A 25,198-nucleotide genomic window follows, 5' to 3' on the forward strand; every position below is an offset into this window, starting at 1 on the left:
TGTTACCCGTTGATCAACGGATAACAGGGCTTCTTTGGCATTTTCAATCTGGATTCATATGTTCGGCTTGTTTACATGCGCTCCATATTACGCAGGAAATGCTCTCCCGCAATCCCCGGCGTGGTCATCTGCTCTGGATGCAAGATCTCTTCCAATTCTTCTGGAGTCAGCAAACCTCGCTCCAATATAATTTCCTGCAGGGTCATACCGGTTTTCAATGCTTCTTTTACAATGGAAGCAGCTACGTTGTAACCAAGATGCGGGTTCAAAGCAGTCACGACACTAAAACTTTGTTTCATGATTAGCTCGCAGCGCTCCCGATTGGCTTCCATCTCTTCCACGGCGTAGCGTGTAAACACATCAATTCCGTTATTCATAATCTTCAGTGATTGCAGCAGGTTAAATGCAATAACAGGGCCCATTACATTCAGCTCAAACTGTCCAGCTTCACAAGCCATACAGATCGTATGGTCATTTCCCATAACCTGGAAGGATACCTGGTTGATGACCTCTGCCATGACCGGATTGACTTTCCCGGGCATAATGGAAGATCCCGGCTGACGTGGCGGCAGAAGCAGTTCGTTAAGTCCGGCACGCGGGCCTGAAGCCATCATGCGGATGTCATTACAGATTTTCGAGAGGCTGACGGCACATACTTTCAGAGCCGCCGAGAGTTCCAGATACGCATCTGTGTTCTGGGTAGCGTCAACCAAATCATCTGCGGTCTGCAACGGCAGGCCAGTCACCTCAGACAGATACTCGGTAACCTTAACGATATACTCCGGTTTGGCATTGAGTCCTGTACCTACAGCTGTTGCACCCATGTTGATTGTAAGCATGCGCTTGTTGGCATATTGAAGACGTTCAATATCCCGTCCAATGACGCGCGCATAAGCACCGAACTCTTGTCCAAGGCGAATAGGCACGGCATCCTGAAGGTGGGTACGTCCTACTTTGACAACATCGTTGAACTCGACTTCTTTTTTGTGGAAGGCTTCCTGCAGTTTTTTCATCGTACCCAGCAGGGTCTCCGAGAGCTGATAAGCCGCAATGCGCAGCGCAGTTGGCACAACGTCATTGGTAGACTGAGACATGTTCACATGATTGTTGGGGTTACAGTGGAAGTAGTCTCCCTTGTTTTTGGTTAACAGCTCAAGTCCGCGATTGGCCAAAATTTCGTTGATATTCATATTCATGGAGGTGCCTGCACCGCCCTGAATGGAGTCTACAATAAAATGATCGAGATGATGGCCTTTCATCATTTCATCCGCTGCCATGATGATGACTTCCCCAATTTTGTTTGGGAGCATTTTCAGTTCCATGTTCGCCATCGCCGCCGCTTTTTTAACAGCAGCCAGTGCCGTGATCAGTTCGCGATGAACCGGAACGCCGGTAATCGGGAAGTTCTCTACAGCCCGCACCGTCTGAATTCCATAGTACGCATAAGCTGGAATTTCTTTTTCGCCGATAAAATCTTTCTCCGTCCGTGTGGACATAGTAGACATCTCGTTCGCCTCCAGTGGCATCATAAAAATAGTTCGGCTCCAGCATTGCTGAAGCGCACTCAGTATATCATTTAAGCAAAATAGATGCCAAGCTAAATGATTCTTTCGTTGAAACCGATAATAATTTAAATTGGGGAATTTAAAATTTCATATCATGAATTACAGCAACAAGGGAGGGGTACCTAAGCTTGTCTATTCATTATGAGCTTTATGGTATGAAAGTCATGCATGGACGACATGTAAAAGGTAAATAGAGCGTTTTCAGTGATGTTTGTCACAGGGGATTTGGTACAAGATTGGTAAAATAGGAAAAAAGGACTACGGGGTGCGAACATGAAATGGACTTTAGGGGCAAAGACTGTCGCAGGTTTGGTACTAATTTCAATTATTACGTACGGAACTAGTGGCTTTTTTATTTTCTTTGTAAAAGATTGGATTTCACTTGATATGCCAAACTGGCTGTACATATCTATCATTTTGCTTATGGGAGTATGTTGGAACGGAATTCTCGGCTGGATTGCTTCCCGCTATCTAACTCGTCCGATTGTTCAGCTATCTCGTGCAGCACAGCAGGTATCTTCCGGCGATTTGACCACAGAGATTCCGCAGCGACGTACGCAAGACGAGCTTACCGTATTATATGATGCGTTCAACGTAATGGTTTCTAATCTGAGGAGTATCGTGAATGATATTGCGGATAGTACACGAACAACCTCTCAGAACGCCCAGTCATTAAGTGAAGCTATCACCCAGGCAGCGGAACAGATCGAGATGATGTCTGAGGCGGTGGATCATATTGCGGTTGGCGTAGAGGATCAGAAAGTGACTTCCCAGCATTCATTGATTACCGCCGATGAAATGTTAAATGATTTTCAGAAGATGCAACATCAGTCTTTGGGCATGACCGAACTGTCGGGTAAGATGGAACAATCAGTGGGTCATACGAAAGAAACCTTCTCATCATTGATGAAAGGCATGAACGAACTGGCCGAGTCTCACAATCGTTCCCGTGATATTATGCTGCTCTTGGAGAAGGAAGCTTCCGATATCGAAGTGATTACACATTCGGTTAAAAATATTGCTGAAGAAACAGGGTTACTCGCCTTGAATGCTTCGATTGAAGCGGCGCGTGCAGGAGAAGAGGGCGCAGGATTTGCCGTTGTAGCGCAGCAGATTCGGAAACTCGCTGATGAGAGTAAAGATTCGGTGCATCGTATTAATGAACTGATTAGTCGCGTACAGCAACGAATTCGAGAAACCGTGGAGCTTAGCCATGAACAGCATGGACTAGTTGTCCACGAGTCGGAACGAACCGTTTCCGTAGATCAGACGTTGCTTGAATTGACAGGCACGGTTGAAGTGTTTATGAAAGGCGCTCATGATATCGGTTCCAAAATTGCGGAGCAGACAGGGCGTGTGGAGCAAACGCATGGTCATGTGAAGAAGATCCAGGGGAAAGCCGGGTCCTTCTCTGATGAAGCGAAGCGCATCATGGATGCGGCGCATGAGGAGACTGCAATCATGGAAGAAATATCTTCTTCGGCAGAAGAGTTAAGACAATTAACAGATCGGTTACTGGATAAAACCAAAGCATTCCGGATGCAGCCTTAAGCTGCTTCCGGAGTGTTTTTTTATTTTCCGGGAAATTAGGGCGTGTCTTGAAACCTACTGAAGTACATCTTTTACCCCCTTTTCGCCCCCTGCTACGTCACTTCCCCTTGACGTGCCCCGGCACGCCTGCGGGAAACTTCCTTGCTTGGAACGAAAATTCGGCAAAATCTGCTTTCTTCACAGTTTTTAGACACGCCCTAGCTTATTATGGTAAAAGACGAATGTTTTTTCGTGTGATTGAAGATTTGTAAAGATTTTTTAAGAAAGATTAACAAAATTGCAACGCGCGGGCGATAAATGACGATATAATAGGATTATCACAACAGAAGAAGGAGCCCAGTATATTGAAAACTTGGACAGGTATCCTGCTGATGATTATTTTGGCGGTGGCTACTCTTTCAGTAACTTCAACTGCCAAAACGACAAATGAGTCGCAACAACAGCTTAATATAGATGAATCATCCAGCCAGGCCGTAGCGGCCGAGGCTTCCCATATCGATCGAATGAATGATGCAGTGAGCAACAACAAAGAAATGATGCAAGTTCAAGCAGATGATGTTTCGGTGGCACCGGAGAATAACGATGTTCGAGTGTACCCAATGAGCGTCGAAGGCTCTGGATATATATATAATGGCCTTGTGGTTGAGGCAAACGGTAAGAAACGTGAATTTAGTGATTGGAGAGCAGAGGGGGGATCATACAAACCTGAAGTACATGAACTGGATTTGAACGGCGACGGTAAAAAAGAGATTGTGGTGTTGTATTCAGAGGGACACGGCACCGGAATTTATCTGGGTCAGGCACATATTCTTGATCCGGTTACACTGGAAGTAATGAAGATGCAGACTTTGGATGAGATTGTGAAAGAACATGTGGAGTCCAAAGTGACTACAGGCTCTGACCAGATCAACATAGATATTACCGTGGATGGGGTTCCAGCCGAGTCCTCCAATGTGGAGAAGGGAGCCGGTGATGGCCTCTACAATGATAAGTTACAATTTGGTCGTGTGACTTATTATAGCGTCGAGAGCGGAAAGCTTGTTGTTTCTACATCGGGTGCGTATGGCGAAGGATTGTATGCCGGCGATTTAACGTTTTCTTATGTGTTTCAGGACGGTGAATGGAAGGCGAACGACTTGAAATATAGTATGGAAGTATATGAAGAGGAATACTACGAATCATTTGATTGAGCATTCTATGAGCTTGTGCTGCAGCACGAGGTCTTAGATGTAAATACCTAATAAAATATAGGACATGCCATGGCAAGCGTGACCATTGGATGGGGCTGAAAAAAAAGGAGTGACTGCAGCCTCATTTTGTGCTGTCTGAAAATAAAAAAAGTTACGGAAAAATGCTGAAAACAATTGACATTCACGCTTTAGTCGTTTAAATGTATAAAGGACAACTCATTTAAACGTCTGGGAGGGAATTTGATGAAGAAAAAAGTCGTACTTGGTTTGATGGTGGGCACATTGACACTCGGTATTGGTACAGGTGCACTCGCAGCTACAGGTTTGGAGCAAATCAAAGCGTATCTCAACAGCAAAATCACCCTGAAATTAAATGGTGAGACAGTGACAGCGAAGGATGCGAATGGCAAGACGGTACTGCCGATCACATATAACGGAACCACATATTTGCCGGTTCGTGCAGTAGGTACTTTGCTTGGAACAGAGATCAATTATGACGGTGCCACTTCATCCGTCCTCATCGGTGGAACGAATGGGTCCGCGCCAGTAACAAACACCAAAGTAACGCTGAGTGTACTTGGAACGTCCGTACTGGGATCTACCGCTTGGCACACCAAAGATCCTAAGGATACCACATACAAAGGCAAAGATTACAAAGATGTTTATCTTCATAATGACCCTTCGAAGCAGGGGGATGATATCCAGATTAATACGGGTAAAAAGTATTCTTCTCTGCACTTGGAACTTGCCGCACTAAAGGGAAATCAGGAGATTCATATCTATGATCAGGATCTCGCGACACTCAAAAAGTTCAATATCACTCCGGAAAGCGGTATGATGAGTCTAGATGTAGATGTGAAAGGTACAGATGCTGTGTATGTCGAGATTGTATCCGAAGATCCAGGTTCAGCCTTGTTTGTACCACTTACTACATCGTATCTGACCAAGTAAAACAGACTATGTATGCTGGTTAATAAAAAACGATGATTCACCAGGCATCCTCTGACTCAAGTCTTGAATACAGAGCTGTGTGGTGATCATCGTTTTATTTTCATTTTATTGAACATTCAATGTTGACTTACCGGACAATCACGAATATTAGCGGATCATGGTATCCAGCGGTTTCAGGTTTGCTTCAATCTCAGCACGGCGTCCTTCCAGGAACGGAGGTAACGCCAGTGATTCTCCAAGTGTGGCGAAGTCCTCGTCCGTATCGAATCCCGGGCCATCTGTCGCAAGCTCAAACAGAATACCGTTAGCTTCACGGAAGTACAGGGAACGGAAGTAGAAGCGGTCTACAAAACCGGAGCTTGGGAAGTGGAACTGATGTACTCGGTCAACCCACTGTCTTAACTCTTCCTCATTGTCTACACGGAATGCCACATGGTGCACACTGCCGCGACCTGGCCGCTCTTGTTCCAAATCGTTGCGTTCTTCCAAATGAACTTCTGAACCGCTGCCGCCTTCACCAGATTCGAACACAAGTACATCAGGTTGACCTGGAGTAAACGCAGGGTAGCTGCCTTTTGCTCTAAATCCAAGCAACTCGGTGAGAACAGGTGTAGTGAGTGAAGCATCTCGTACAGTCAGATGAATTGGGCCGAGTCCAATGATGCCATACTCTGCTGGCACAGGGCTTCGATCCCAAGGTTTACCCCCGGCAACACCCGAGTTATGTTCATCGGAAACGAGAATCAGCCGCATACCTTCAAAGTCTGTGAATGACAGTGTTGCACGGCCTCCACGTTGCACAATCTCGCCGTGAGGTACTTCATATTCGTCGAAGCGTTGTGCCCAATACGCAAGAGCTGCATCACTTGGCACACGAAGTGAGGTAGCAGAGATGCTGTTTACACCTTCACGTGTACGCCCAGCCATCGGAATTTCGAAGAAGGTAAGCTCTGTGCCGGGATTTCCTTTCTCATCTCCATAAAACAGGTGATAGACCGAAACGTCATCTTGATTGACCGTTTTTTTGATCAGACGAAGGCCCATGATGTCCGTATAGAAACGGTAGTTTTGATCTGCATGTGCGGTAAGCGCGGATACGTGGTGAAGCCCTTTGATTAGCATAATATATTCCTCCTAGAGATAGAGTTGAAGTCTTATGAAAGTTTGTTGAATGTACTAGAGAGCTTAAGGTTCTGAAAAATAAGTCAGAATGAATGAAGAGTGGAAAACAGATATTTAATTTAAAGTTACTAACTTTTTGTATGTTTTATTCTTGGTTTTATCTTAACATAAAGATATTTAGAATACAATACTTATTTGAATGAAGCTGGACAGGGGTAGAGATCAGTGGCAAAATGAAAAAGTTACCATTCACGTTATAAGAAGTCACCTCTGTTAACCAGAATAAAAGGAGAGAAGAAAGGCATGGCTTACCCACCTTGGCTTGACCCGTATGATGCAGAGCCTTTTGCGGCATTCTCGACTTCACATATTAGTTCGATGATCATTATTTTTGCACTTGTTATCCTGTTATTTCTTTACAGGCATCGGCTTCGTTTCATGTCTGAACGCTCAAGCCGGTTCATGCGCATCGGTCTGGCAGGGTTTATGATCGGTTGTGAAATTGTACTGCAAATCTGGTATGTGTACGGAGGGATTTGGAGTCTGCGGACTTCACTACCGCTAGAACTGTGCAGCCTGTCGTTATTATTATCAGCGTTGTTATTACTAACACGCAAAAAATGGTTATATTCTGCCTTACTTTTTTCAGGTATCGCAGGTGCTCTGATGGCCATCGTTACGCCGAATCTCGGTTATGCTTTTGCTCATTTCCGCTTCATTCAATTCTTTGTCGCACATGCGATGATCATTCTTGCTCTGCTCTATATGACTTGGGTGGAACAAATTCGTCCTGGATGGCGATCTGTTGCTGGCTCCATGATATTTGTAAATATTGCGGCGCTCGTGGTATACGGTATTGATGTATTGCTCGATGCGAATTATATGTTTTTGAGACATAAACCGGGCACACCGTCTGTCTTAGATATGCTTGGGCCTTATCCGGTCTACATTCTTGGAGAAGAGGTTCTGGCTCTGGTGTTATTCTCCTTGTTATACCTGGTGCTCTTTGTGATTCCGGAGTGGCTGAAACGAATCAGTGGAAAAAAGGTAAAGCAAACGCAGATGCATTCCAAAAGCTAATTTTCCTGAAGTGAATTTTAATTAAGATAACCCGCAAACCTTCTGGCTATCCAGAGCATTTGCGGGTTTGTTATATTTCTGTCATCGGAGTGGGGTGTAAATTAATAACTTCATCCGCGCAGAAGGGATTCGGCGCCGTCCACGTAGATTCGTGTGCCTGTTACATGAGAGGCTTCATCTGAAGCGAGGAACAGTACCAGATTGGCGACTTGCTCCGATGTTCCAGGATCACCCTTGAGTGGATGCTCATGTCCCTCAGGAAACTCTACTGGAATCTGAACATCTTTCAGATCATCTGATGGATACGTATTGTCGTCAATGTTGGTATCGATTGCCCCTGGACAAACGGCGTTGACACGAATCTTGTAGCGAGCCAGCTCCAGTGCAGCCATTTTGGTGAAAGCCGTTTGACCCGCTTTGCTGGAAGCGTATGCAGAAAATCCGATGCCGGAGAATACCCGGTTGCCGTTAATGGAACTCGTAATAATAATACTGCCGCCACGCTCTTTCAGATGAGGGATCGCATACTTCACGGTTGCAAACGTGCCACGCATGTTAATCTCCATCGTCTGATCCCAATCTTCGATTTTCATCGTTTCAATTGGAGCCATGGCGCCATTAATCCCTGCATTAGCAAAAACGATATCCAGCTTGCCTGCTTCGGTTGCCGCCTGGTTTATGGCTTTCTCTACATGTTCCGGCTTGGAGATATCACATTCGATCACGTAAGCTTCGCCACCGGATGTTTCAATGATTTGTTTCGTTTCCTCTGCGTTCTCGGGTGTACGATCTAACATGTATACTTTGGCACCTTGCTCTGCGAATCGAATTGCAGAGGCCTGACCAATACCTGAGCCGCCTCCAGTAACAATTGCTACTTTGCCTTCCAACCGTTGTTCAGCCATTCATTGATCCCTCCATGTATGAATTATCCTTGAACACTCTATTTCTAAATACCCGACATGAGGGAGGTGAATCATATGTGTACATATAAAAAAACAGAGCCCAATTCGGACCCTGTCTCCAGAGTAGCGTTATATTCTCTTTTTGCTCCCTTGGTTACTTATGTTTCTTCCAGTCCATGGAGCTGTTATTCAGCAGGTATTCAAAGTCATTGTCCCGGCGCTTCTGCTCCGCCTTGCGAGCTTCCTCTGCCTGTAAACGCTCTTGTTCTTTACGCTCTGCTTCAGCAGCTTTGGCTTCGTCAGCTTGTGCTTTTAGCTTCTCGAGCACATCACTGCTCAGCAGATCTTTCAGCGTGGTTGGTTTGTCCTGATTCTGCGCCTTGGGCGCAGGAGTATGTTTTTTGGATTTAGCCACTTGGAAAATCTCCCTTCAAAACATGAATCATCATCCATATCGTTATTGTAGTCATAGTATATCAGGTTCGTGTTGTGCATTCCATGAAGTTACAGAGCAGGCGCAGGAAAAAGGGCATGTCACGGCGAATGAAGACAGGTATAAAACCATATAATGGTACCGATACTACGACTATTCCCTGAAGAAAGGAGTCGTTGTTCATGGAGGCAAACCGTAGTTTGTTGAAAGGGCTTGCATGGGGGATGGCCTTTAGTTTCCCACTATGGATTGCGGTTATCGGGTGGCTGGATTTGTTGGGATGGATGCATTGAAGTGCTACTCACATCCAAAAAAGAGGTTTGATCTAGTTATCGATGTAAACGTTATCATTAAATAAGCTCTGCTCTGTGACACATGCACAGAACAGAGCTTTTGTTTGTTCATAGAAGAGAGGTTACTTCTTCTCCTCCGTAATCTTCACAGGTTCTGGATATTCCAGTCCGTGTGTATCAACAGTTACTTTTTTCATGACTTGGTCCGTAACCGGCTTGTCTCCTTCGCCAATCTGCTGAGCTGCAATTCCATCAACTACATCCATTCCTTCGGTGACTTTACCAAAAGTAGCATAAGAGTTATCCAAATAATCAGCATCAGCCAGCATAATGAAGAATTGAGATCCTGCAGAATCGAGATTGTCAGATTGGCGTGCCATCGAAATCACTCCGCGCGTATGCTTCAGATGATTTTTATGACCGTTAGAGGTAAATTCACCTTTGATCGCATAGCCTGGTCCACCTGTACCTTTGCCATCCGGATCACCGCCTTGAATCATAAAGCCTGGAATAACCCGATGGAAGATCAGGCCATCATAAAAGCCTTTGTTCGCCAGTGAGATAAAATTATACACCGTATTGGGGGCAATCTCCGGATACAGCTCAATGACGATCTTCTGTCCGTCCTGCATCTCAATCGTAGCTACAGGATTAGGGCCCTCTGGTGCTGCTGGAACCGGAGTTTGTGTAGCATTGCTTGCCGGGCGTACGCATCCGCTCATAACGATCAGCAGCATCGCAAAGACAAGCGAGACTGCGGTTGTTTTTTTCCATCGTAAAGACATCAATATGTTCCTCCTTGGTTCGTTGTTATAACGAAATCTCATCCAATATAGTTTGGTTAATTCTTCAACTATCATACCGTTTCTAGGCTCTGAATGGCAATGCAAGCCGTGTTAATTCGGTGAACTGGGGATGGTCATCATGAGAGCATGGGTGTAAAATAAGGAAAATGCTTCCGCATCAGGGGGACGTACGGGTCTGTTCCGTCCGCTCCAAACACGGCAGTCCCGGCGTCAGTTACGGAAAGGACGGGCGGGTATATGAACTTCTCGTGGAAGCGTAATCTGATCATTTTATGGATCGGTGTCTTTTTTTGCAGTACGGCGTATTCAATTTCAATTCCTTTTCTTCCCTTATTTTTAAGCAGTGATCTGGGCGTTCACAATCATCTGGAACTCTGGTCAGGCCTTTCGTTTGGCATTACCTTTCTTGCAAGCGCTCTTGTATCACCCTTCTGGGGATCATTGGCCGATAAATATGGGCGTAAGCCGATGTTAATTCGATCAGGGTACAGCTTGGCTGTCCTGTATCTGATTAATTTTTTTGTACAAGATCCGTATTCACTGATTGTGGTTCGTTTGTTTCAAGGGTTGCTTGCCGGATTTGTTCCTGCAGCGATTGCCCTTGTAGGCACGAACACACCTGAGGAGAAGACCGGATATGCTTTGGGAATTATGTCGACCGCGGGGGCTACAGGTGGTATCATCGGTCCACTGATTGGTGGGCTTGTCAGCCATTATTATGGCAACCGGAGTGCGTTCCTATTTTCGGCAATAGTCGTGCTGGTGTCTGCGATCATTGCAACCTTCTGGGTTAAGGAAGAGAATTTTAATCGTAACAAGGCTCGTTCCCATGTTATGGATGATATCCGTAAAGCGAGAGCGAATCGTGTGTTTGTCACCGTGCTTGGCATGATGGGCATCTGTACCTTTTCTGTTATGATTCTCGAGCCGCTATTAACCGTGTATGTCATGGAGATGGGCGTTCAGCCTGATCGGGCTTCCTTAAGCTCGGGGATTATTTTCTCGGCGGTAGGAGTGGCGACGGTCATTATGGCTCCCCGCTGGGGCAAGCTTGGATCAAGGATCGGTTTTGGAAAAGTGTTAGTGATTGGACTAATTGGCGGAGCAGTGGGTAATCTGCTGCAGTTTTTTACAACAGGTTATGTTGCATTTGGCATCCTGAGATTTGTCTACGGACTCTTTTTTGCGGCTGTGTTTCCTGCGATCAATGCGATGATTGTGCAGGTGACTGAACCGGCATTTCGGGGACGGGCTTTTAGTCTGAACCAGTCTGCAGCCCAGATCGGAACGATGGCAGGGCCGATTATCGGCGGTGTCCTTGGCGGCTGGCTGCCGATTCGCTGGATATTTATCATTAACGGTCTTGCGCTTCTGGCTACTGCTATAGTGGTGAAGTGGTCCAGGTTGGAGCAGAAGCTTCCAGGAGTAACTAAGCCAGTAGAGAAGTAATCGTTATAATATAGGAAGAAGATGATGCTGGAAATGCAGTTGTCATCTTTTTTCTATAGAAACCGGAGCCAGCTTTGAAGTGAAAATAAAAGAAACCCCTTGTTAAGGGGTTCTCCAGCATCACTTTTCTCATATTCAGCGCAGAGTCTATACATACATATTTGTACAATAGATCACAACGTTTATACTTATAATTATTTACTTCATTTATGATCCGAAGAGGGTTCATCAGAAGTCTGCTCTTCGGGAACGGCATGCTTAATCGCACCGCGCTGATCTTCATCTTCCAGTGCACCAGGGAAAGAATCTTCTGTAAAGAGGCCAAAATCAGGATCGATATCCCGCTCAGTAACAAGGTTGTTGTTTTTCTTGACCTGTTCTTCCTTTTTGTTTTGGGTCATGTCAGCACCTCCTAGTGTGAGAATATGCAAATCAATACGTTTAACGTGGCGGCAGGATATTCCGTTGTGGTTTGGCGTCAGCTCCAGCCCCGTTTAGCAGATCCGTGCCATGCAGGGCGTCGGGGTCGGGTGCGGCAGGGTCAACCGGACTGCCCGGTTGCACCAGATCTGCATCGGGTACAGATTCCAGTGGAGTTTCCGTCAAGCGGGATTCCAAACCTTCTTCGTCTGCAGCTGATGAAACAACGGGTGGAAGTTCCGAATCTTCCATTTCAATTTCAATGCGGCGTCCAGAAACTTCATCAAAGGTATCCATGTCTCCTTCGGGTACTTCGGTTTCAGGCGGAATATCACGGGACCTCTGGTAACGGTCATAATAGCGGTCACTTTCCGCGTTGCTAATTGGTTTATCAGACATCATCAGCACTTCCTTTCATACGGGTTAATAGTACAACGAATTCTACATTCTAAAACCATCATTTCATCGTGTAATCATCATACCTAGCATGATATTGTCCCCATAAATAGACCAGGTTATGTCAGGAGTTCGTTAAAATTTCGGGAATACATATTTCACAAGGAAATAGAGAAATCCAAAGAAGATAATGATATATGCGGCATATTTAATAAATGTAGAGGCGACCACACTTGAATCCGATTTGTGCTGCACATCCTTATGTTCAACTTCTACTGTGCGATGAGGCTCATTCATTATAATCATCTCCTTGTTTAGTGAGTTTTGCTTTGAAAAACCATTACACATGATCCACTGGATTGAATCGTCCCAGCCGTTTTTACAGCATTTCTTGTTTTGCCTATGTTATGATGAAGCATGACTACTCAAGGAGGGGTGCAGCGTGGACTGGTACACATTAGGCAATATGATCACACGTATTCGGATCGGACAGAAAGCGTCCACACCCGGGTTTTCTCGTACTGTCATTCGTCGTCCGGATGGATTGTTCTGGGTTGGCGGTATATGGTCAGGTCAAGTTGTTCAATTACGTGATTTTTTGTTCTCTGATATATGGACTATTTACGATGATGAAGAAACGGAGCAGTGGCTGGAGTTTCGAACGAAGGTGGAACAGAAGGAACGTGAAATGATTGAAAATCAGTTTGAGGACTTACGAAATTAAAGACATATATAACAATAAAATGGAAAAAAGACTATAAATCTACTTATATGTGAATTTTGAAATTATGTAAGAAGGTGACATGATAAACGGTGGCGAATTGATAGGGTGAGGGAGAAATGAAGAACCGAAAATAAAAACTTTGAGGTGCTGTGAATGAGAAATGTGCCCAAAGCTATTATCATCTTGTGGATGACGATATGGACGATTCTGTGTATGCCGCATGGACTTGTACTTGCCGCACCAGAAGAGATTCAGCGGCCTGTATCCGTTACAGGATGGGAAGTGAAATGGGGGAACGCTGGAGATCAGGGCTTCATTAGTGAGGTTATGGGCCAGGACGAGATATGGGAGAAACGAAGTGCTGAGCGAATTGTAGACAGTAGCAAAGAACCATCCGGTTCTTTGTGGACACGTTTGACAATTCCCCATATGACTGACGGAAGTTCAGCGATTCGTTTCGAAAATATTAAAGGTACTCATATTGTCATCTATCTTGAAGATCGGAAAGTATATGAGAATTACCATTATAATTACGACAATAATGCTGTTTTTTTACCGCTATCTGCAGAAAATTCGGGGAAAACACTCTATATTTGGGCGCAAAATGAGAGAGGATGGTTGGGCATTCAAGGTGATGTCCAGGTCGGACCATATGCCATGCTGCAGGAGAAGTATCTCCATAATGGGCTAATGGATATTATTTTGGGTTCGACTTTTGTATTTACCTCGCTGATTATGCTGAGTTGCACATTTTTTCTGGGTCAGTTTCATAAAGGACTATGGATATCGCTATGTGTTGTGATGGGTTCCATCGGGACAATGGTGATCACTTACTCTCAATTCTTGTACACCTTCTATCAAGTATATGGTGACCTGTATTCTATTCTGTTTGATCTGGCCATGTTGCTGGGGATGCCTGCACTTTGTTATTTCTTTGAACAAGTTATTGGTCCCGGTGTACACGGGGTATTCACCAAATTGAGAAAGGTTCAATGGGCCTATTCCATCGTTTCTGTATTTTCATTGTTTGTCTACGTGATATCGGGTGGACAATGGGATCTATTGTACAGTTTGTTCGTACAGCATGTCGTGGGCATTATACTGGTTATTGTACTGACCATCCTGCTGGCTGGCACGATAGCCCGGGCACTGCAACGTAACCGTGAAGCGATCCTGTTGGCGGTTGGTTTCGGTACATTTTCACTAATCAGTGTCATGGAACTTCTTTGGTACTATCAGCGCAATGGGGCGTATCACCTGCTCTGGTGGAAATGGTCCATGGTTGCGTTTGTCATCTCGTTGATTGCTATTCTTGGCAGTCGGTTTGCGGAAAAACATACCAAAGTGTTAGAGTACTCCAGGGAACTGGAGCTATTCAACAACGAGTTACAGCGATCCGAAAAGATGGAAATCATTAGCGAGCTTGCCGCATCGGTTGCTCACGAGGTGCGTAACCCGCTTCAGGTGACGCGAGGATTCCTGCAACTTATGACAGAGCAGGAGGACAACAAAAATAAAGGATATGTGCGCATTGCACTGGAAGAACTCGACCGGGCTTCCGGCATTATTACGGATTTTCTGACTTTTGCCAAACCGGAATTCGATCACATTATTTCACTGAATATATCAGATGAATTTGATCACATCGAAGGTATACTTGTACCAATGGCGAATCTGGAAGGCGGGAAAATTACAACCGATATCCCGCCGAATATTTATATTCGTGGAAATTCTTCTAAGTTCAAACAGGCCTTTATCAACATTATTAAAAATAGTATTGAGGCATTTCAAGGAGGACAAGGTCAGATTGATATCTGGGCGTACTCACAGGATGGTAAAGTTAAGGTGCATGTCAGAGATAATGGTGAAGGGATGAGTGAGGAAGCTTTGTCCCGATTGGGAGAACCGTATTTCTCCAATAAAATCAAAGGCACTGGGCTAGGTATGATGGTTACCTTCCGCATCGTGGAAGCGATGAATGGACAAATCAGTTTTACAAGCACAAAAGGGGTAGGAACAGAAGCTGTTGTATCTTTTCCCGAGTTCGTTAAATGACGGACTTGGGGAGGATACCCAGCATAATGTTCTACCCCTGATTTTTTTATTTAGCCAAGATTAAAACGATCTCCACGGTCCGCAATTGACGTCATAATTGACTTTGGAAGGGTTAGGTGGAATGACCAGAACATAATCATTTTGCTGCTCCTCGACTGTGCGAATCTTGATATGGTCAGGAATCGTAATACCAAACGCCTCGCGAAGTGCCTGCTTAGGATTGGAATGGAGTTGTTGTCTGAAGTGCTCATCTGTCCAAGCTTTCTCAATAATATCCTCATGCAACGTTTTTTCTGACACCATCATCGTCAACATTCCCTTCGTATTTAAATTAAACTGAATCGGCTTGTCCCGTATTAGAAGGTCCGGATTGTGGTTCGCTGATCCAGTAGTGAAACCCACCTCGGTAAAGTCTTTTTTTACGCTGTTCTATTTCCTGAATAGCTTGTACCAATGAGTTGCACAGATAAGAATTCAGGACGACGAATTGTGGCAACGCCGAGTTAGAAGATGCAATGATGTCGTTGAAGTGTTGAGCTATGTCTGCGTAACTGTTCATCAATTGTGAGTTATATACATTGTGGTGTATAGATTCCTTTAGCACATGACTCGTCGGATATTCCTGTTGGAGAGCTGTGGATAGGTGAGAGAGGTAGCTATTGTAGTTGCCGTGTACAGCATCCATTTTCGTGTCTGTAAAATCATCTGTCATCTGTAGAGTCATGAGAACGATATTCAGTGCACCGCAGACCGAAGGGATTCGATCAGGTTGCTCTAGTAAAAGCAAGGAACCAATAACTCCCAATTGTGTCGGTGAAGCTTTCTGGGCGATGAGAAGTGGGTTACGCTGGAAGTAATCTGCTTGTAATTCACCATTTACGCTTACTGCCCAGTCCTGAAGAACCTGTCTGAAATGGTTCCAGAAGACAGAAGAGGATTCAAATAATGCGTTATAGAGTTGAAGGGCATCCACATAGCAGAGATTCCCTAAAGATAACTTCAGCACCGCATCCTCAGTTGGCTCATCCATGACATCATCCAGATTAAGAAAATACATCATGTGTAACAGGCAAGCTGCGCTAAGCTGACGAGCTTGATCCGGCGGGAATCCCTCTGTGTACTGCATCCATAGCGGAGTGATGTAACCGATGCAACTGTGTCCCGAATCTCCCCTGAGCGGGTTGAGCAAACGGAGTTGTTCAAGCGCATGCCCTGCCAGTGAGTCAGGGTATTGCCGAAGACGCTCTTCAACGGAATCAAACACGGCCTTCACGTCAAGCAAATACGGATCTAGCCAATCTCGATGCATGATATGAAAACGTCCTTCCTGCATTAAAAGTTGGAATATGCAGTAAGATCAAGAAGTTACATACAGTATATCTCAAGTGTTCTGAAAAAAATAGGTTTTTTTGTGATCATTTGTGAGAAAAATGATGACATTTTGGATTTTATAGCATAAAAAGTTGTAATTTGGGTTCAGACTAAGAAGGAAGAGAATATCGAGACAGGAAAGGTGGATAAACAATGAAAATAAATTGGAAATCTTGGCTGGCAACCAGCGCAGCTGTTATCGTTATCGCTGTTGCACCAAGCCAAATCGCTTTAGCTGATCCCGTTTCTCCTGCTGAGCAGCAAGATAAAAACCTGACTGAATCTGTCGGAGGAAACAAAAAGCCTTGTATGCATGCAGGACATGGTCTGTTTATGATCGGTGAAACATCCGATTTGCTCGGAATTGGACTCCGTGATTTGAAGCAGCAGATGCAGCTTGGCAAGACCTTGGCTCAGATTGCGAAGGAACGCAAAGGACTCAGCGAGGAACAGTTACTGCAAAAACTAAAGCCCACGCTGTCAGAGCGCTTGGATCTGGCTGTGAAAGAAGGCTGTCTAACCAAGGAACAAGCTGCAACAGCGAAAGCCAACATGGATGTGAAGTTAAAAAAGGTAGTGAATACCCCGCTTACCGAATTACGGCGTGAGTTTACGCACCATGGGAATCATTCCATGGTAGATAAAGGAGCGATAGCGAAATTTATCGGGATTTCACCTGAACAATTGCAAGAACAACTGCATGCGGGCAAGTCTTTGGTTGAAATTGCGCAAGCGAAGGGCATAAGTGAAACGCAGTTGGTAAATCAGTTAAAAGAACAATTAACAGGTGATCTGCAAAGGTTTGTTCATCAAAAGCACCATGGTCACTCCGTTCCAGTTCATCCAGGACACGTGCCCGGTCGATCCACCTCAACCGAAGTGAAATGATTTACTTCATAGAACAAGATGACTAGTGTACTGAGCATAATGAGCAAGAATAGAGCGTCCTCCGCAAGGGAGAACGCTCTATTCTTGCTTGCATTACACTTCTGAGGGTCTAAGGCCCTTGAGTTTCAATATCACATCGTAAAACGAGTTCAACGATTGTTGCCATGTTAATTGGTCCGCCTTTTAACTTTTAATTCTTGGAAGCTGATCCAAGGGGCGGATTTTGATTCCGGGTGCGTCTTCCAGAACCCGCTAATGAATTGCTAAAAGAAGTAACTTGCCGAGCCTTGCTGCGTGTTAATCCAACCGAGAGGCGGGAGCCTGGCAGTTTGGATAATGTCCAGCTAATGCCAAGAGCTGTCACAACGGTGACCACGAATGAGATTATCGCTACGGGCAGATGCCACCCGCTAAGGTGTAGCGGTCTGGTGACATATGCAATAGCATAAATCACCAAGGCATGAACGAGATAACCACCGAAGGAATAGCGCCCAATCCAGGCGAGCAGACGCTGAAACCATAGGTTTTTACCATTCAGCAGAACAAGGAAACCGTAGAGCATAAGCATCTGAGCCATAATACTGATGAACGTAGTGGGTTTTAGATACGTAGAGATATTGAGGTTCATCGTATTTTCCGACCCGCGCAGTACATCGTAACCCATCCAGATATACATCGCGACAAAGACCGTAGCCATGCAAGGGAGCGCCTTCAACGTCCAATTTCTCCAGCTTTCCACCGTCCAGGCACATACCGCGCCAAGTAAAAAGTAGAACCAGTACAACAACCATGAATATGAACGATATTCCAGCATGCTAGACCAAGGATCTGGCCACGATTGTGTCCAGTCAGCCATATCATAATAGGACCATTTCATAAGCCAGAGATAGAGTATGGCTGCAACGAGTATGATTGTTAACGTCACCTGTTTCGAGGTAAAACGCTTGAGGTTATCGAGCCGTTTACGAACAGCGTGAGCCCCCGCGAGAAATAAAGGAAACAGAATATAAAACTGGAACACCATCAGCACAAACCAAAGGTGATAACCCGTCTGCGGTATAAATAACTCATGTACAAAGCTCCCCAGATCCGGCATACCGGAAGTCCAGAACGTTGGGGTAAATACACGTACAGCTAACCAGTAGACGAACGTCCATATGAAGAAAGGCATATAAATATCACCAAATCGCTTCCTGATGAAGCGGGGATAATCAGGCTTGATATGGCGGTGATGATAGAATAACAACACACCCGACAGAAATACAAAGGTCGGTGTACCAAACCTTGTCAGATGATAAATCATGGTCAGCATCACCGAATCAGGCTGCTCAATGTCCGGCCGATAGATGTATTCAGCAATGTTATGCTGCATGACGATGGCCAAGAAAGCTAATCCGCGAAGTTCGGTCCATTCGGCTATTTTCGGCTTTTTCATGTACATTCCTCCCTTATGTAGCCAGGGTCATCATATAAGACTACCCTCCAAACATTAAGGGTGCATTAAATGGTGAAAAAAGGAACCGAAAAAAGACGGCTTAAGCCGTCTTTTTACTAATTGATTATGTGATAGTCACTCGTTAGCTTCCCCAGTTACTGAGCCAGCGGAAGAAGACTGCTTATCTTCCTCAAATAACTTTTGAATGTAAGCTTGAAGCTTGGGCACATTCACACCTAATACCTGAGCAGACCCAGCCCGCTCATTGGTAAGCAGCTTGTTCGGCGGAATCTGCTGCTGATCAATCTCGTTCACACGGATATCAAAGCCAAGTGAAGCGAGCTTCAACATCTGGGTTGGGCTCAAATCCGTCTTGATATAAGGAGCAATGGCTTCCAGCATCTCCGGGATTTTAAAGAGCGAAGTGGTGCTCTGCATCTTCTTGGCAAGCTCGGTCATAAAGATGCGCTGCCGCTGTGTGCGCGTGAAGTCGGAGGTCGCATCATGCCGGAAACGAACATACTGGAGGGCGGTCCTGCCATCCATATGTTGCAGCCCTTTTTTCAAATCAATATCATACATGTGTTTATCCGCTTTGCTCGTGTAGTACATATCTTTTTCCACATCAATATCAATGCCATCCAGCGCATCAACGAGAGCCATGAAGCCTGTAAAGTCCGTGTAGACATAATGCTGAATCGGTATACCGAGCAGACTGCTGACCGTCTGTTTGGTTAATTCGGCTCCTCCATAGGAAAAGGCAGCGTTAAGACGGCTTTTGCCATGGCCTGGGATGTCAACGTAGGTGTCGCGAAGTACGGAGAACAGGTGGGCTTTCTTCGAAACAGGATCAATCGAAGCGACCATCACCGAGTCTGAACGTCCTGCGTCGTCCCCTCTCGAGTCACCGCCAATCAATAAGATATTGACTCTCTCCTTGCCGTCCCATTTCGGAATGACTACGTTGGCTGTTTCGGAGCTTTCCGTGTGGTTTGAATCAAGGTTCGAACCGGGTGAATCGCTGGGTGCGGCGGTCGAAATGCTATTAGCAAAATGAACGATTGAATATCCGTAGTAGACAATGACTCCTGTTACAACAAGTGCCAAGGTCAGGGCTGTACCCCATAACCATTTTTTAAACATAATCTCACCTTTCTTATGTAGAACTGATAGATCCCCCAAACTAGTTTAACAAAAAGAAAGTAAAATGTCCTCTTTGATTCCGAATATACGTTTTAAATCAATATTGTTTTACGAATAGTTTGTTAGTTGTGGTTGGGACACTCATTAAGGAGTTTCGTCGCTTTCTTGGAAAATTCGCGGCCTTTCACAATGGTAGATATCTGTTTCTGAGAGTTATATATAAAATTATGTTCTGTCAGATATATGAGGCTCATTGTTAAGAGAAATTTTCTTAAAACTAAGATTTCATATATTCACTCGAAGAATATCTATGTCGATATATTATATAGATGTACTAGTTTATTGGAGGAAGTTGGAGGAGTGGGAACATGGGAAAAGGAAAAATGCGGGGGAACGCATTAGGGAAAGTAAAATTTTCGATTCGTAGTAAATTATTAACTGGCTTCATGATTGTGTTGGCTTTGCTTATCTTTGTTAGCGTGTACACACTAACACAAGTGTTTACAATGGCTGACAAATCAAGACAAATTGATAAGACTTGGATGCCAACTGTAACCTTGCTTGGAATTATGAACGGTGATGTGTCGGATGTGGAGAGATTGGGACTAGCCATCATTGTAGAACAGAATCCAAGTGAAACGGAGAAACTGAATGAAGCTTTAAAAGTATTGCTTGCTAAAATTGAAGACGAGCGCAAACAATTGCTTACTTTAATCAAAGGAAATGCAGAAGCTGAGAAACTGTATGAACAGTTTTCAACGAGTTATGATTCCTATTTGCAAAAAATGCCAGAATTCATTGAGTATGGTCTGAAAAATGATTATGCTACATCCAGCACGCTACATACAGCAGCCTATCCAATGTGGTATACAGCCAACGATCTGATTACTCAGTTAATTAATCTTGGCAATAGCGGAGCAAAAGAAATTTCTGCCGGATCTGTCAAGCTTGCCGAGAATGCGTTTAACATTATTTTAGGTGTAGCAATCGTTGCAACATTGTTATCCTTACTCATTGCGCTATTCATCGCAAGTATGATCTCACGTCCGGTTAAAAAGATGAGTGAAGCCGCAGCAGCGATTGCTGAAGGGGACCTGACGGGTGAGGCGATTACATTGAAGAACCGGGATGAGCTGGGTGTTCTGGCAGCTTCCTTCAATACAATGAGTCAAAATCTGCGTTCGATGATTCAATCCGTATCCGAAACATCCGAGCAAGTCGCGGCTTCATCCGAAGAACTTCTTGCGAGTGCAGAGCAAAACGCAAAAGCTTCGGAGCAAATTACCGAAACGGTGGAAGAATTGTCTGTAGGAACATCAAATCAAGTTGATATCGTGAAGCGTTCTTCGCAGGCGATGAATGAGATGGCATTAGGCTCCGAACAGATTGCCGAACTGGCTCAAAGTGTATCCGTATCTGCTGTGGACGCAGCGAATCAGTCGTCGGAAGGGAACAAAATTATCCAGCAAGCTGTGGATCAGATGGGATCGGTTCGTAACTCCATCGCTTCATTGAGAGAATTGGTCACCGGACTGGGCGAACGTTCTGCCGAGATTGGTACGATCACCGAAGTGATCAATAACATCGCCCGGCAAACCAATTTGCTTGCTTTGAATGCAGCGATTGAAGCCGCAAGAGCAGGGGAGCATGGCAGAGGTTTTGCTGTCGTTGCGGGAGAGGTGCGCAAGCTGGCGGAAGAATCCTCCGCTTCTGCACAGCAGATCACACAGATTGTACAACTGATTCAGCAGGATACGGATCATGCTGTACAGGCTGTGAAAGTAAATAGTAATGAAACAGAAGCCGGCATTGAATTGGTTGCTGCAGCTGGTCAAGCCTTCGAACAAATTTCGGACGCTGCCAACAAAGTAGCTGGTGAAATTCAAGAAGTATCTGCCGGTTCTGAGGAGATGTCAGCTAGTACAAATGAGGTTGTAAGTTACGTGGGTCAAATCTCCAATATTGCTTCGGAAGCTGCGGGTTCTGTACACAACGTATCTGCTGCAACCGAAGAGCAACTGGCTTCCATGGAAGAGATTGCTTCCTCCGCTGGGTTGTTATCCAAAATGGCGGAGGAATTGCAAGGACAAGTGAACAAATTTAAAGTATAGATTGCAAAAGCAGATCGCCAAAAAGCTGTTTCTCCCGGACATATCCGGTGAAGAAACAGCTTTTTTGTCATATCACGCTGCTCAAGTCACAACAATGTTATTTCAGAAGTCACCAATGTTGATATTTCAAGACAAACAAAAGGCTATAATGGTAATTAATGGTGGAAATTGCATTGAGTTACCACCATAGAGAGGAGCGAGGTCACCCAGAATATGTGCAAGTAATCACCTGGAACTTTCGAGAAAAGGAGATGAATAGGATTTATGAAAGGGCGCTGGTGGAGACGCGTTGCGATGGTAACGTTATCGGCAGGACTTCTCGCAGGGAGCTTTTCTATGAATACAGGATTACGTCAGGCGGATGCGGCCGCCGGAGATCATAACTATGCCGAAGCACTACAGAAGGCCATTTACTTCTATGAAGCGCAACGCTCAGGCCCGTTGCCTGCCAACAACCGGGTTGAATGGCGAGGTGACTCGGGAATGCAGGATGGGGCCGATGTCGGTGTGGATCTGACCGGCGGCTGGTATGATGCTGGAGATCATGTGAAATTTGGTTTTCCAATGGCTGCCTCGGCAACCATGCTGGCTTGGTCCGTCGTCGAGTATAGTGATGGCTATGAGCAAGCCGGACAACTGGAGGAAATCAAGGACAATATAAGGTGGGCAACCGACTATTTTATGAAAGCGCATACCAAACCAAACGAATTATGGGGACAAGTCGGAGGTGGCAACACGGATCATGCTTGGTGGGGGCCTGCAGAGGTGATGCAGATGAACCGGCCTTCGTTCAAGATCGATGCTTCCTGTCCGGGAAGTGATCTGGCGGCAGAAACGGCGGCTGCACTGGCAGCGGCGTCCATCGTATTTGCAGATGATGATCCAACCTACTCGGCGAAGATGCTTCAGCATGCGAAAGAACTGTACAACTTTGCAGATACATATCGGGGGAAATACACCGATTGTATTACTGATGCTGCTGCATTTTATAATTCGTGGACGGGATATGAAGATGAGCTTGCATGGGGAGGAGCATGGCTTTATTTAGCTACTAATGATAACGCTTACTTGTCCAAGGCGATGGCAGCTGCAGATCGGTGGTCTACAAGCGGAGGTTCCGCGAACTGGCCCTATACCTGGACACAGGGCTGGGATAGTAAACATTACGGTGCCCAGATTCTGCTTGCCCGAATCACCTCCAGTTTGAACATGCCGGAGGCAACAAAGTTCATCCAATCAACCGAGCGCAATCTTGATTACTGGACGGTTGGCACGAATGGAGGGCGTGTGACTTACACCCCAGGCGGATTGGCGTGGCTGGATCAGTGGGGTTCACTCCGATATACGGCAAATGCAGCATTCATTGCATTCGTGTACTCCGATTGGGTTAGTGACCCTGTGAAAAAATCCAGATATCAAAATTTTGCGACTTCACAGATGAATTACATTTTAGGAGATAATCCTCGTCAGAGCAGTTATGTTGTGGGATATGGAAAAAATCCGCCACAGCATCCGCATCATCGTACCGCTCATAGCTCATGGATGAACAACGAAGATATTCCGGCGAATCACCGTCATATTTTATACGGCGCCATGGTAGGAGGACCAAATGCGTCGGATCAATATACGGACGATATCTCGGACTATGTGAGTAATGAGGTGGCGACGGATTATAATGCTGGCTTCACAGGTGCGCTCGCAAAGATGAATCTGCTGTATGGACAGAATCATCAGCCTCTGGCGAATTTCCCTGCTCCTGAAGTCAAAGGTGAGGAGTACTTTGTAGAAGCTGCTGTGCGGTCATCAGGCTCCAATTATACGGAAATCCGCGCATTGCTTAACAACCGCTCCGGCTGGCCTGCACGAATGGGAGATCAGCTTTCCTTCAAATATTTCCTCGATTTGAGTGAAGTATATGCTGCGGGACGCACCGTATCCGATGTTCAGGTCACAGTATCTTCTAATGAAGGTGCAACCGTTTCTCAACCTGTCGTCGTGGATGCCGCCAAGCGGATCTATGCCATTACAGCAGACTTCAGTAATACCAAAATTTATCCAGGCGGAGAGGGGAATTACCGCAAGGAAGTTCAGTTCCGCATTACAGGACCGCAAGGGGCATGGAATCCAGCGAACGATCCTTCATACCAGAACCTGACGACAGGTACTCCGGTAAAAAGTGTATACATCCCCGTATATGACGCTGGAGTGAAGGTATATGGGCAGGAGCCGGGTGTTACACCTGTGACCGTGCCAGCCGCACCCTCTGGAGTGCAAGCTTTGCCTGGCAACAATCAGGTGACGCTGAACTGGGCTGCCTCTGCCGGGGCTGTATCGTACACGGTGAAGCGTGCCGAGGTTAGCGGAGGCCCGTACACAACCGTTGCAACGGGTGTTAATGGGGTGACTTACACCAACACGGGATTGACGAATGGCAAGACGTATTATTATGTGGTGACCGCTGTTAATGCAGGCGGGGAATCGCCAGCTTCTGTTCAAGTGATGGGAACGCCGCAGGCAGTTTCATCTGTGCCAGGGACGCTTACCTTAAGCGGAACAGCTGGCAATAATCAAAATGTGTTGTCATGGACAGCGGCATCGGGGGCTGCGAGTTACAAGGTACAACGTGCTAATGCGAATGGTACGTATGCGGATGTAGCGACCGGGTTGACGGTGATGACCTACACTGACACGACAGCGCTTAATGGAACTTCGTATAATTACCGGGTTGTTGCCGTAAACGCAAGTGGGCAATCGTTATCTAACGTGGTTGTACTGACACCTTCAGGGCCGCCTGTGTCAACAGGTACGCTGGAAGTGCAGTATCGAAGCGGAGGTTCCGGGAATTCGAGCAATGCGGTAACCCCTCAGTTTAATGTGAAGAACACAGGCACACAGCCTATTGATCTGAGTACGGTAAAAATCCGCTACTACTTTACCAAAGATGGCACAGAAGATCTGACCTTCTGGTGTGATTACGCCGTGGTGGGTACGGCTAACGTACAAGGGAAGTTCGTGACCGTGAATCCGGCAAAAGGAACGGCGGATACGTATCTGGAGATCAGTTTTACCTCTGGAGCGGGAAGTTTGGCAGCCGGAGCAGAAACGGGTGTGATTCAGGGACGTTTTTCAAAAAACAACTGGAGTAACTTCGATCAGAGCAATGATTACTCCTATGACGGTTCCAAGACTGCTTTTGCTGCATGGAACAAAGTGACCGCGTATCAAGGCAGTACCCAGGTATGGGGGCTGGAGCCGTAAATCAAAACTTTGACAGAAGAGGCCAAAGAACAGCATGGGCAGACCAGCAGCA

General features: G+C 45.6%; 22 protein-coding genes. 10 read left to right on the forward strand and 12 right to left on the reverse strand.

What is annotated here, in order from left to right; translation table 11 throughout:
• Positions 1 to 71 precede the first annotated feature (71 nt).
• Positions 72 to 1,505: an aspartate ammonia-lyase gene (locus tag EC604_RS05215; RefSeq protein WP_123063126.1), complete on the reverse strand. Its 1,434-nt coding sequence runs from the start codon at positions 1,503 to 1,505 to the stop codon at positions 72 to 74.
• Positions 1,506 to 1,838: 333 nt separating this feature from the next.
• On the opposite strand from EC604_RS05215, the gene EC604_RS05220 reads away from it, so the two are divergent.
• The 3 genes from EC604_RS05220 to EC604_RS05230 all read left to right on the forward strand — a co-directional run bounded on the left by EC604_RS05220 (position 1,839) and on the right by EC604_RS05230 (position 5,257).
• Positions 1,839 to 3,116: a methyl-accepting chemotaxis protein gene (locus EC604_RS05220; RefSeq protein ID WP_123063127.1), complete on the forward strand. Its 1,278-nt coding sequence runs from the start codon at positions 1,839 to 1,841 to the stop codon at positions 3,114 to 3,116.
• Positions 3,117 to 3,460: 344 nt separating this feature from the next.
• Positions 3,461 to 4,306, forward strand: a complete 846-nt coding sequence (locus EC604_RS05225) for a hypothetical protein (protein WP_123063128.1) — start codon at positions 3,461 to 3,463, stop codon at positions 4,304 to 4,306.
• Positions 4,307 to 4,549: 243 nt separating this feature from the next.
• Positions 4,550 to 5,257 (forward strand): stalk domain-containing protein, encoded by a 708-nt coding sequence (locus EC604_RS05230; protein ID WP_123063129.1) that lies wholly within the window; start codon positions 4,550 to 4,552, stop codon positions 5,255 to 5,257.
• 147 nt (positions 5,258 to 5,404) lie between these two features.
• On the opposite strand, the gene EC604_RS05235 is transcribed toward EC604_RS05230, so the two are convergent.
• The gene (locus EC604_RS05235; RefSeq protein WP_123063130.1) at positions 5,405 to 6,379 is read right to left on the reverse strand and encodes a ring-cleaving dioxygenase; all 975 of its coding nucleotides are present in this window, start codon (positions 6,377 to 6,379) and stop codon (positions 5,405 to 5,407) included.
• 303 nt (positions 6,380 to 6,682) lie between these two features.
• Here EC604_RS05235 and EC604_RS05240 point away from each other — a divergent pair, with 303 nt between their 5' ends.
• Complete coding sequence (locus EC604_RS05240; RefSeq protein ID WP_123063131.1) at positions 6,683 to 7,459, forward strand: TIGR02206 family membrane protein; 777 nt, start codon at positions 6,683 to 6,685, stop codon at positions 7,457 to 7,459.
• A gap of 110 nt (positions 7,460 to 7,569) precedes the next feature.
• Here EC604_RS05240 and EC604_RS05245 read toward each other — a convergent pair whose 3' ends face one another.
• The 3 genes from EC604_RS05245 to EC604_RS05255 form a co-directional block, all read right to left on the reverse strand.
• Positions 7,570 to 8,364 carry an SDR family oxidoreductase gene (locus EC604_RS05245; RefSeq protein WP_123063132.1) on the reverse strand — a complete coding sequence of 265 codons (795 nt, stop codon included), beginning with the start codon at positions 8,362 to 8,364 and terminating at the stop codon, positions 7,570 to 7,572.
• Positions 8,365 to 8,518: 154 nt separating this feature from the next.
• On the reverse strand, positions 8,519 to 8,779 hold the full coding sequence (locus tag EC604_RS05250) for a YqkE family protein (RefSeq protein ID WP_123063133.1): 261 nt from the start codon (positions 8,777 to 8,779) through the stop codon (positions 8,519 to 8,521).
• A 433-nt stretch (positions 8,780 to 9,212) separates the two neighbouring features.
• Positions 9,213 to 9,875 (reverse strand): peptidylprolyl isomerase, encoded by a 663-nt coding sequence (locus tag EC604_RS05255; RefSeq protein ID WP_123063134.1) that lies wholly within the window; start codon positions 9,873 to 9,875, stop codon positions 9,213 to 9,215.
• A 258-nt stretch (positions 9,876 to 10,133) separates the two neighbouring features.
• Between EC604_RS05255 and EC604_RS05260 the strand changes: the two genes are divergently transcribed.
• A complete protein-coding gene (locus EC604_RS05260; protein ID WP_123063135.1) occupies positions 10,134 to 11,345 on the forward strand; it encodes an MFS transporter in 1,212 nt (403 codons plus the stop codon).
• A gap of 203 nt (positions 11,346 to 11,548) precedes the next feature.
• Here the strand turns inward: EC604_RS05260 and EC604_RS05265 are convergent, their stop codons facing one another.
• The 3 genes from EC604_RS05265 to EC604_RS30110 form a co-directional block, all read right to left on the reverse strand.
• Positions 11,549 to 11,746 carry a hypothetical protein gene (locus tag EC604_RS05265; RefSeq protein ID WP_123063136.1) on the reverse strand — a complete coding sequence of 66 codons (198 nt, stop codon included), beginning with the start codon at positions 11,744 to 11,746 and terminating at the stop codon, positions 11,549 to 11,551.
• Positions 11,747 to 11,786: 40 nt separating this feature from the next.
• Positions 11,787 to 12,164, reverse strand: a complete 378-nt coding sequence (locus EC604_RS05270; protein WP_240036667.1) for a hypothetical protein — start codon at positions 12,162 to 12,164, stop codon at positions 11,787 to 11,789.
• A 132-nt stretch (positions 12,165 to 12,296) separates the two neighbouring features.
• Positions 12,297 to 12,458 carry a hypothetical protein gene (locus EC604_RS30110; RefSeq protein WP_192895060.1) on the reverse strand — a complete coding sequence of 54 codons (162 nt, stop codon included), beginning with the start codon at positions 12,456 to 12,458 and terminating at the stop codon, positions 12,297 to 12,299.
• A 145-nt stretch (positions 12,459 to 12,603) separates the two neighbouring features.
• Here EC604_RS30110 and EC604_RS05275 point away from each other — a divergent pair, with 145 nt between their 5' ends.
• Positions 12,604 to 12,885, forward strand: a complete 282-nt coding sequence (locus EC604_RS05275; RefSeq protein WP_090917871.1) for a hypothetical protein — start codon at positions 12,604 to 12,606, stop codon at positions 12,883 to 12,885.
• Between the two features lie 153 nt (positions 12,886 to 13,038).
• Positions 13,039 to 14,940: a sensor histidine kinase gene (locus EC604_RS05280; RefSeq protein ID WP_123063137.1), complete on the forward strand. Its 1,902-nt coding sequence runs from the start codon at positions 13,039 to 13,041 to the stop codon at positions 14,938 to 14,940.
• Positions 14,941 to 15,000: 60 nt separating this feature from the next.
• On the opposite strand, the gene EC604_RS05285 is transcribed toward EC604_RS05280, so the two are convergent.
• Positions 15,001 to 15,246, reverse strand: a complete 246-nt coding sequence (locus EC604_RS05285; RefSeq protein ID WP_123063138.1) for an NHLP leader peptide family RiPP precursor — start codon at positions 15,244 to 15,246, stop codon at positions 15,001 to 15,003.
• 25 nt (positions 15,247 to 15,271) lie between these two features.
• On the reverse strand, positions 15,272 to 16,249 hold the full coding sequence (locus EC604_RS05290) for a hypothetical protein (RefSeq protein ID WP_123063139.1): 978 nt from the start codon (positions 16,247 to 16,249) through the stop codon (positions 15,272 to 15,274).
• Positions 16,250 to 16,464: 215 nt separating this feature from the next.
• On the opposite strand from EC604_RS05290, the gene EC604_RS05295 reads away from it, so the two are divergent.
• Positions 16,465 to 17,199 carry a hypothetical protein gene (locus tag EC604_RS05295; RefSeq protein WP_123063140.1) on the forward strand — a complete coding sequence of 245 codons (735 nt, stop codon included), beginning with the start codon at positions 16,465 to 16,467 and terminating at the stop codon, positions 17,197 to 17,199.
• Positions 17,200 to 17,389: 190 nt separating this feature from the next.
• On the opposite strand, the gene EC604_RS05300 is transcribed toward EC604_RS05295, so the two are convergent.
• Positions 17,390 to 18,634 (reverse strand): acyltransferase, encoded by a 1,245-nt coding sequence (locus EC604_RS05300; protein ID WP_123063141.1) that lies wholly within the window; start codon positions 18,632 to 18,634, stop codon positions 17,390 to 17,392.
• Between the two features lie 135 nt (positions 18,635 to 18,769).
• On the reverse strand, positions 18,770 to 19,777 hold the full coding sequence (locus tag EC604_RS05305) for an LCP family protein (RefSeq protein WP_123063409.1): 1,008 nt from the start codon (positions 19,775 to 19,777) through the stop codon (positions 18,770 to 18,772).
• Between the two features lie 368 nt (positions 19,778 to 20,145).
• On the opposite strand from EC604_RS05305, the gene EC604_RS05310 reads away from it, so the two are divergent.
• Together EC604_RS05310 and EC604_RS05320 are read left to right on the forward strand one after the other, a co-directional pair.
• Complete coding sequence (locus tag EC604_RS05310; protein WP_240036668.1) at positions 20,146 to 21,888, forward strand: methyl-accepting chemotaxis protein; 1,743 nt, start codon at positions 20,146 to 20,148, stop codon at positions 21,886 to 21,888.
• Between the two features lie 336 nt (positions 21,889 to 22,224).
• On the forward strand, positions 22,225 to 25,146 hold the full coding sequence (locus tag EC604_RS05320) for a glycoside hydrolase family 9 protein (RefSeq protein ID WP_240036691.1): 2,922 nt from the start codon (positions 22,225 to 22,227) through the stop codon (positions 25,144 to 25,146).
• Positions 25,147 to 25,198: the final 52 nt, after the last annotated feature.

Origin of the sequence: Paenibacillus amylolyticus (genome assembly GCF_003719335.1) — a bacterium.
Classification (GTDB): Bacteria; Bacillota; Bacilli; order Paenibacillales; family Paenibacillaceae; genus Paenibacillus; species Paenibacillus amylolyticus_D.

Excerpts from the sequence above, each read along its gene's own strand:
- EC604_RS05215 (WP_123063126.1), bottom strand. The coding sequence starts at position 1,505 with ATGTCTACTATGTCCACACGGACGGAGAAAGATTTTATCGGCGAAAAA.
- EC604_RS05220 (WP_123063127.1), top strand. The coding sequence starts at position 1,839 with ATGAAATGGACTTTAGGGGCAAAGACTGTCGCAGGTTTGGTACTAATT.
- EC604_RS05230 (WP_123063129.1), top strand. The coding sequence starts at position 4,550 with ATGAAGAAAAAAGTCGTACTTGGTTTGATGGTGGGCACATTGACACTC.
- EC604_RS05235 (WP_123063130.1), bottom strand. The coding sequence starts at position 6,379 with ATGCTAATCAAAGGGCTTCACCACGTATCCGCGCTTACCGCACATGCA.
- EC604_RS05240 (WP_123063131.1), top strand. The coding sequence starts at position 6,683 with ATGGCTTACCCACCTTGGCTTGACCCGTATGATGCAGAGCCTTTTGCG.
- EC604_RS05245 (WP_123063132.1), bottom strand. The coding sequence starts at position 8,364 with ATGGCTGAACAACGGTTGGAAGGCAAAGTAGCAATTGTTACTGGAGGC.
- EC604_RS05255 (WP_123063134.1), bottom strand. The coding sequence starts at position 9,875 with ATGTCTTTACGATGGAAAAAAACAACCGCAGTCTCGCTTGTCTTTGCG.
- EC604_RS05260 (WP_123063135.1), top strand. The coding sequence starts at position 10,134 with ATGAACTTCTCGTGGAAGCGTAATCTGATCATTTTATGGATCGGTGTC.
- EC604_RS05265 (WP_123063136.1), bottom strand. The coding sequence starts at position 11,746 with ATGACCCAAAACAAAAAGGAAGAACAGGTCAAGAAAAACAACAACCTT.
- EC604_RS05270 (WP_240036667.1), bottom strand. The coding sequence starts at position 12,164 with ATGTCTGATAAACCAATTAGCAACGCGGAAAGTGACCGCTATTATGAC.
- EC604_RS30110 (WP_192895060.1), bottom strand. The coding sequence starts at position 12,458 with ATGAATGAGCCTCATCGCACAGTAGAAGTTGAACATAAGGATGTGCAG.
- EC604_RS05280 (WP_123063137.1), top strand. The coding sequence starts at position 13,039 with ATGAGAAATGTGCCCAAAGCTATTATCATCTTGTGGATGACGATATGG.
- EC604_RS05285 (WP_123063138.1), bottom strand. The coding sequence starts at position 15,246 with ATGATGGTGTCAGAAAAAACGTTGCATGAGGATATTATTGAGAAAGCT.
- EC604_RS05290 (WP_123063139.1), bottom strand. The coding sequence starts at position 16,249 with ATGCATCGAGATTGGCTAGATCCGTATTTGCTTGACGTGAAGGCCGTG.
- EC604_RS05295 (WP_123063140.1), top strand. The coding sequence starts at position 16,465 with ATGAAAATAAATTGGAAATCTTGGCTGGCAACCAGCGCAGCTGTTATC.
- EC604_RS05300 (WP_123063141.1), bottom strand. The coding sequence starts at position 18,634 with ATGAAAAAGCCGAAAATAGCCGAATGGACCGAACTTCGCGGATTAGCT.
- EC604_RS05305 (WP_123063409.1), bottom strand. The coding sequence starts at position 19,777 with ATGTTTAAAAAATGGTTATGGGGTACAGCCCTGACCTTGGCACTTGTT.
- EC604_RS05310 (WP_240036668.1), top strand. The coding sequence starts at position 20,146 with ATGGGAAAAGGAAAAATGCGGGGGAACGCATTAGGGAAAGTAAAATTT.
- EC604_RS05320 (WP_240036691.1), top strand. The coding sequence starts at position 22,225 with ATGAATACAGGATTACGTCAGGCGGATGCGGCCGCCGGAGATCATAAC.